The following is a 6,895-nucleotide window of genomic DNA, read 5'->3' on the forward strand; positions in this document are numbered from 1 at the left end:
CTGAGACATTCGTCGTCAGCCGACTTGACACCCATGGCCCAATAGAGAAGAGCCAACTTCCCCTTCCGGCCCATCTGAGACATTCGTCGTCAGCCGACTTGACACCCATGGCCCAATAGAGAAGCCCGGCCCCGCGTGAGCGATCCGGCCAAGTTATGTACTGAGAGATTGACGCCCCTCTCGCAGTAATCTCATCATCTGGTGGGCAACAGAGACTAGGCCGATACCGACAAATGAGGCTGCAGCCTGAGCGCTTTACGACACGAGACCTGCCGGGCGCGGATCAGTTCGCAGCCTGGCGCGACTTCTACGCCGGGTCGTTCGACCTGCGCCTTAGTGACGGATCAGCAAAGGCACCGCACTATCTGGCCGACCACACGGCATGGAATCTCAACGGCCTGCGCATGACCCGGGCGTGCATGCCCGGCGGCGTAACGAGACAATGGCGACATTTCTCGCGCCCTCCTAGCGACCATTGGCTCCTGGTCGTGGTGCCGGCGGTTGCTGGCGCGCCTCTCGCCTCAGAGCCCCGCCACATTGGTTTCCGGTCTCTGACTCGATCGTTCGAGGGGGTGGGCAGCGACGGCGAAGTTGTCACCCTTTTCCTGCCTCGCGATGAATTTCGGGAGGCGGCCAATGCCTTTGACCGCGCCCCCGAGAAAATCACGCAGTCCGGCATAGGGTCTGTCGTCGCTGATTTCCTCTTATCTCTCGATGGCAGCCTAGCGGCATTCCCCCATCAGCAGGTCTCCAGCCTAGCGGTTGCTGTCAAGGCATTGGTCTCGGCATTAGTTGCTCCGGTGCCCGACAATCTGGCCGTGGCGGAAGCTCCGCTTGCATCGGCGCTAGTGCAGAGAGCAAGTCGCCTGACGCAGGCCAACATTGGATCGGCGGGGTTTGGCCCGAAAGACCTAGCACGCCTTATGTGTGTCTCCCGCTCACGACTCTATCGGGCATTTGAAAGCTACGGGGGCGTTTCGACGTTCATTCAGGAGGTTCGCTTGAAGGAAGCGCACCGGCGACTCGACGAGGCAAAACATCCGATGGCGATCAACAGTCTTGCGGTCCAGCTGGGCTTTGCCGATCATTCGACATTCAGCCGGGCCTTCCGCCATCGCTTTGGCTATTCGCCAAGGGATGCGGCTGGGTGGGACAGGCCATCGTCGCGCTAGGCGAGGTTTCGCATCAGGACTGGATGAGGAAGAGCTGGTCGCGGCCCTATGCGCAGAGGTCGCGCGGTTCGGGCACTGACGAACAAGGCCTGAAGCAAAAAAGGGCACGGTCTCGCTCACGCGGGGTGCCCTTTTTCGTTGATACGGAACTTCCCCGTGGGCGGACTGTTGCCTCCCAAAGGAGGTCTTCATGAAGGACAAATCGATCACCCCGGCCGGAAGCGGTTCCCCTGGTCGACACGAGACTCCGCGCCGCCCTGGCCAGCCCGGCGAGCAGGATCAGCGGCGACCAGGATCGAACCCAGATTCGGAGCACCCGACTGGGCCGCATGCTCCGTACGAAAGATGCGAGAGCGACGGCGCCGCAGCTATCAAGCACGATGCTGCTGGCCAATATGCCAAGCCAAATGCCAAGCCCAACCCCGGGGGCTTGGTCAGCGCCAATCCGGTCGTCCTGTCAAAGGATGGTGAGGCTTCGCGCGAGGGTGGTCATGGGCGAGAACGAGACGCCGACAGCGAGCGATAGCCTGCAAGTATGGCGGGTTGAGGCGCTTTTGCTTTGCGGCCGGCTATGTGTCTGCGAGCGCCCCTGACCGTGCTCTCCAACCCATCTTAATGGGACGATTTTTGCTTGCCTGTTGGCCGTGGCGGCAGTCCGCATTGCTTCACTTGGTAGTCCGCCCAGCTGTAGTGGATCGTTCCCGTAGCTACCGCGGCTTTGTACTTGGCTCTGCACTCCTGCATTGTGAGTGTCGCTGCCCCCAGGGACGTCCCGCATAGACAGAGCGCGGTAAAGCATAAGAGACTGCGGATCATCACGGTGAACTCCCTTGTCTTCGTGTGGATATATTGTGCCGCGGCCGCCAAGGTAGGTTTGTCCTATCCGCTATGGGTGCGGCAGCGCTCGGCGATGTCTGGCGGTGGCCGGTTATTGTTGCGGTAGGTCATTCGTCGTTTTGGGATTCGTCCGCGTTCGCCGTCACGGGATCGGCCTTTTGGCGCGCGTCATAGGCTTCCATTGCTGCAGAAAAAGCCTGTAAGGTCAGCGCGTCCACCGTGCCGGGCTCCGCGTTCCTCAGCCTTTTCACCTCTCGCCGGGCAGCGGCGTACTCGGCGGAGGTGTTGATGGCGACTGTCGGCTGTTCCGGGCTGTGACGCAAAGTCATCTCCCCCTTCGTGGTGGGATACTACCGCCTGTGCCGGACCGGGGCCACAAGCCTTAGCAATGCTGCCGCCTACCTGACGCCGCAGGACAGGAAGCAGATGCTGACGATGACGAAGATCATGGTCAGCAGCCAGAGCGCCGTGCCGGCCCCGCTGCGGGTCGATATCATTCTATGCGGATAACGGACATTGTGCCGCTCGGAAAAATGGCCGACTTGCCACCCTCTGGATCGCTAGAGGCTGCCAGCGCGGCAGTCCGCCTGCCCATTGCGCCCGTTTTCCGCGCACGGTCACAAAGGGGTCCAACGCCTCGGAAAACCTTAGATCGAGGAGACCGCCATCATTCGTAAGCAACGGCACGTCCGTCCGGGCGAACACGGTCTTCAGGGTGGGCAAGGCCGGTCGAACCTCGCCACACCTGATCTGCCCAATCGGATTTTCGAAGAAGCCATCGAAATCGCAAAAAGTACGATCGATGCGTCGCTCATGAGGGCGCCTCGCCCCGAGATTCCGCCGAGATAGCGCATGAGTTCTTTCTCGTGTTTAAGCGCGAATAGGCCAGCTTATCCTTCTCCAGGGCAGCCTCCAATTCCACGGGATCAACGAGAAATATCTGAGAGGAGCCGCGTGAAAGTTCGATAGCCGGGATCTCCAGCATCGTGGCGGCGCGGCGAAAGGCCTGGAACGACAGACCCAAGATTTCTTCCTCGTCGGTGACGACCCGATAGGTTCCGGGCGGCTGAGGATTCGATAATGCGCTCAGCCTGAATGGATGGCGGAATATGACCTCCGTTTTTGTGGTCCGGTCCGTCATGATCCGCACCTGCTATTCACTGCCATAATCATGACCGGTTGTTCACCCCCGGCGAAGCCGGGCCTATCTCAGATTTCCGAAAGGCCTTCTGCGCGGGACCGGGTTTTGTGCGCTTCGATTTTGCGCTCAATGCCATCGGCGCCGCGAACCCGATATTGCCTCTGTCCTTTTTCGTTCGCCGGCAGCACCCGTATGATTTGGAAATTTTCGACCGCCGCGCCGTTCAGGAAGCCGAAGGTCAGGCTGATGACATCACCTTGCTGGTATTTACTCGGCATGCGTCAGTTCCTCGATCTTGCAGCGCTCGTCGAGCAACCTCCCTACGAAGGTCACTCCATCGCTGTTGTGTTCGGTGATTTCGAGGTTCACGACCTGTCCGTCTTCGCAGATCAGCCTGGCCTCATGGAGGAGAAACGGAGGATTAGGCTGGCGGAGATCAAGGTCGAGATGCCCGCGGCACCAGCCATTTACGTTCCGGGATGTTTCGAAACCGTACCCTACCGATTGGCGCGTGCCATCGCGCCAGATGATCTGGCCCGATCCTTCAAGCCAGGTGCCCTGGCGCTGATTTTTCACGATATTTAATCCCGAATTCCGATGTCGGCATGACATCGCGGCTCGCTCTCGGTTCGGGCTTAAAAGGAGGCGACAATCCACTAGGCGCTTGTTTAGTGGATTACACAAGCGCGATTCTACATCATCTTTGCTAAAACGCTAAAGCGGACGTCGATGGGCTGAGGATTAACGGAGTTGTGACTTCGCGCGATTCGCTTTCGTTCGCCAAAAGGCGTAATGTTGATTAGCTGGAACATCGAGTTTGCCGGTGAAGGGTGGTCGTCGTGCCCCGCCCCCGACCGAGAGGAGGACATGATGTCCTCTGCGTTATTCACCCCCGAGAACATGAGGATGATCGAGCGGTTGCTCGCTGAGGTCGGGTTCCGTCCTGAGAGCGATGCCGGTCGTAAAGCATCACGAACCCGCGTGCTCCATGATGCCGTTGAGGGAGGTGTGACTCTCGAGACTGATCTGCGACGCGTTTTGGCCGAGCACGTCAAAGCCGCGAGGCTCGCCGATGCGCGCAGTTCGTCGCCTAACCCGCTCGACGTTCCCTTGCACAGGCAGGAGCACATGCTTCCTTCGCCCGAAGAGGAATTTAATGCCACTGCGCTGAGTTCCCCAATGGGCACCGCCAACCACAGCGACACCGTGGTGATAGCGAGAAACGCAGTGGGAGAGACTGCGATGATCCGCTGGCAATCTGAAGGCATGCTGGCTGAAGATCGCGGACGCTGGATCTGTGTTGATACGAATAGACCCTTCGCTGCCACTCGGTGGGTTCCAACCGCATGGAGCGCGACCGAGATCCGCATCCACTCAAGTCATCCGACGGATCGGGATACGGTTGAGCGCTCCGGGGCGATGCCATCCAGCAGGCCGCGCGTGCTTGCCGCGATCCACGCCTTTCTGAACGCTTGTCAAAAGGAAGCCCCTCCACCGAAGACGGCAGGGGTTGCTGGCTCTCTGCGGCGCGCTTTCCCCGAGCTGGGGATTTCGGATGCCGACCTGGCGGATGCCATCATCCGCGAGGTTTCACGGGCGTTCATAGCCAATGCCGATGCTGGGATCTTTTCAGCCGCCTTGCTTGAGATGCGTGCCTTGGAAACCTGGGAAAATGAAGGCGGCGCCATTCCCTTGACGTCCTGCTGAATGGCACGGGCGATCGCTTATCGCTCGTACGGGCGCTGCGACATGCAGATATGGCTCAAGATCCGTACCTCGCCTTCGCCGTTGTAGCCGGATTGACGGCACTGTTCGTCTGGGGGCGCCTTCGCTACGATCTGGTCGCTGTTATTGCTCTCCTTGCTGCCGTTTTTACGGGCCTCGTACCTCATAAGGTAGCCTTCTCAGGATTTGGCGATGACATTGTCATTATTGTCGCCAGTGCTCTCGTCGTAAGTGCAGCGATCGAACGCTCGGGTGTACTCGAAGCCGCACTCTATCGCGTCTCGCTGAGGGTCCGGTCCATACAGGGGCAGGCGGTGATCCTGATCTCGGCCGTCGCCATATTGTCGGCCTTTATCAAGAACATTGGCGCGCTGGCGATGATGATGCCGGTGGCATTACAAATGGCCCGTCGCTCAAATGCGTCCGCCTCGTCATTTCTCATGCCAATGGCGTTCGCCTCACTGCTCGGCGGCCTTGTCACTCTGGTCGGCACTTCACCCAATATCGTTGTCTCTCGCATGCGCGAGGAGCTTACCGGCCACCCCTTCAGGATGTTTGATTTCGCTCCGGTCGGGCTTGTCCTCTCTGTGGTCGGGGTAACATTTTTAGTTTTTGGCTATCGCCTGCTGCCCAGCGGTCGCAGAGCTTCCGCTACCATGGACGAAGCCATCACCATCAAGGACTACATGACGGAGGCGCGCGTCACGGCGAACTCGCCGGTGATCGGGCATGCGCTTGCCGATCTCGTGAAACGGTGCGACCGCGAAGTCCTGATCACCGGGATCATTCGCAACAAGGTCGAACGGTTGATGCCTCTATCCAACCTAGTCCTTATCGAGGGAGACATCATTCTTCTGGAAGGAGACCCCAAGGCGCTCGAACGCGTAGTCCGGCGCGCCGGCCTCGAACTAGAAGGCGAGGACCGCCCCACGGAAGCTCAGGGCGTTGACGAGGAAATTGGCGGTATCGAGGCGGTGATTGGACCGATCTCCATTCTGATCGGTCAAACCGCCAAACGCATGGCTCTGCACGAGCGCTTCAATATCAACCTTCTTGCTGTCAGCCGCAGCGGCCAGCGCTTCACTGAACGGTTGCGCGACATCACATTGCAGACGGGTGACGTTGTCGTATTGAAGGGCGACCTTGTGCGACTTCCCGACAAGCTGAGGGATCTCGGAATCCTTCCGCTGTCAGAGCGGGAAATCCGCCTCGGAAATGTAAGACAGCGTCTCATTCCCGTGGCAATCTTGGGAGGCGCGATACTGCTCACGGCTCTCGGGGCGCTGCCGGTCGCCACAGCTTTCTTCGCGGCGGCGGTATTAGCGATTTTGTTTGGCGCACTGTCACTCCGCGAAGCTTACGAAGCCGTCGACTGGCCGATTGTCGTGATGTTGGGGGCTCTTATTCCAGTCAGCGAGTCGATACGCACGACTGGCGGCGCGGATCTGATCGCCGGCTGGCTGTCCCAGATTTCCAGCAGCTTGCCGCCTTACGGCGCCCTAGCGCTGATTATGGTCGCAGCGATGGCGGCGACGCCATTTCTGAACAATGCGGCGACTGTCCTCATTATGGCTCCGGTCGCGGTCAATTTCGCCGACCATCTTGGCTACAAGCCTGACGCATTTCTCATGGCCGTCGCTGTTGGGGCTGCTTGCGATTTTCTCACTCCAGTTGGGCACCAGTGCAACACGCTCGTAATGGGGCCGGGAGGGTATCGGTTCGGTGACTATTGGAGGCTCGGCCTACCGCTGTCGTCCATCGTGATTGTGGTTGGCGTGCCGCTGATCCTTTTGGTTTGGCCTCTGAGCTAGTCACAGCCTGCTGCGCGCGTCGGAGCCCCCAGAGATGCGCACTTTCATCGGTGAGCCGCTCAGTGATCTGGCGGTCGCACATATGATCCGCCCCCGCCGAGAGGTCCAGGTTGAATGTTAGTGGCTGGTTGGCCTCTGCGCCAGCGCGGGCGGCGTAGCCGGTCTGGATAGCGCAGCCGCCCGCGCGGTCATGGCGGGCACGAAGACTT

Annotated in this window: 7 protein-coding genes; 4 read left to right on the top strand and 3 right to left on the bottom strand. The window is 59.7% G+C overall.

The window, feature by feature from the left end:
* The first annotated feature begins 233 nt into the window (after nt 1–233).
* Nucleotides 234–1,172, top strand: coding sequence for a helix-turn-helix transcriptional regulator (locus RKE40_RS29060; RefSeq protein ID WP_316021642.1), 939 nt, complete (start codon nt 234–236; stop codon nt 1,170–1,172).
* Nucleotides 1,173–2,116: 944 nt separating this feature from the next.
* Here RKE40_RS29060 and RKE40_RS29065 read toward each other — a convergent pair.
* The 3 genes from RKE40_RS29065 to RKE40_RS29075 all read right to left on the bottom strand — a co-directional run bounded on the left by RKE40_RS29065 (nt 2,117) and on the right by RKE40_RS29075 (nt 3,428).
* Nucleotides 2,117–2,338: a hypothetical protein gene (locus tag RKE40_RS29065; protein WP_316021643.1), complete on the bottom strand. Its 222-nt coding sequence runs from the start codon at nt 2,336–2,338 to the stop codon at nt 2,117–2,119.
* A 482-nt stretch (nt 2,339–2,820) separates the two neighbouring features.
* A complete protein-coding gene (locus tag RKE40_RS29070; protein WP_316021644.1) occupies nt 2,821–3,150 on the bottom strand; it encodes a hypothetical protein in 330 nt (109 codons plus the stop codon).
* A gap of 68 nt (nt 3,151–3,218) precedes the next feature.
* On the bottom strand, nt 3,219–3,428 hold the full coding sequence (locus RKE40_RS29075) for a hypothetical protein (protein ID WP_316021645.1): 210 nt from the start codon (nt 3,426–3,428) through the stop codon (nt 3,219–3,221).
* On the opposite strand from RKE40_RS29075, the gene RKE40_RS29080 reads away from it, so the two are divergent.
* The 3 genes from RKE40_RS29080 (at nt 3,427) to RKE40_RS29090 (ending at nt 6,686) form a co-directional block, all read left to right on the top strand.
* The gene (locus RKE40_RS29080) at nt 3,427–3,735 is read left to right on the top strand and encodes a hypothetical protein (protein ID WP_316021646.1); all 309 of its coding nucleotides are present in this window, start codon (nt 3,427–3,429) and stop codon (nt 3,733–3,735) included. The genes RKE40_RS29075 and RKE40_RS29080 overlap by 2 nt on opposite strands.
* 282 nt (nt 3,736–4,017) lie before the next feature.
* Nucleotides 4,018–4,857 carry a hypothetical protein gene (locus tag RKE40_RS29085; protein WP_316021647.1) on the top strand — a complete coding sequence of 280 codons (840 nt, stop codon included), beginning with the start codon at nt 4,018–4,020 and terminating at the stop codon, nt 4,855–4,857.
* Between the two features lie 50 nt (nt 4,858–4,907).
* Entirely contained in the window at nt 4,908–6,686 is a 1,779-nt protein-coding gene (locus RKE40_RS29090; protein ID WP_316021648.1) for an SLC13 family permease, read from the top strand.
* Nucleotides 6,687–6,895: the final 209 nt, after the last annotated feature.

This window comes from Allobosea rubneri, assembly GCF_032464875.1.
Classification (GTDB): domain Bacteria; phylum Pseudomonadota; class Alphaproteobacteria; order Rhizobiales; family Beijerinckiaceae; genus Allobosea; species Allobosea rubneri.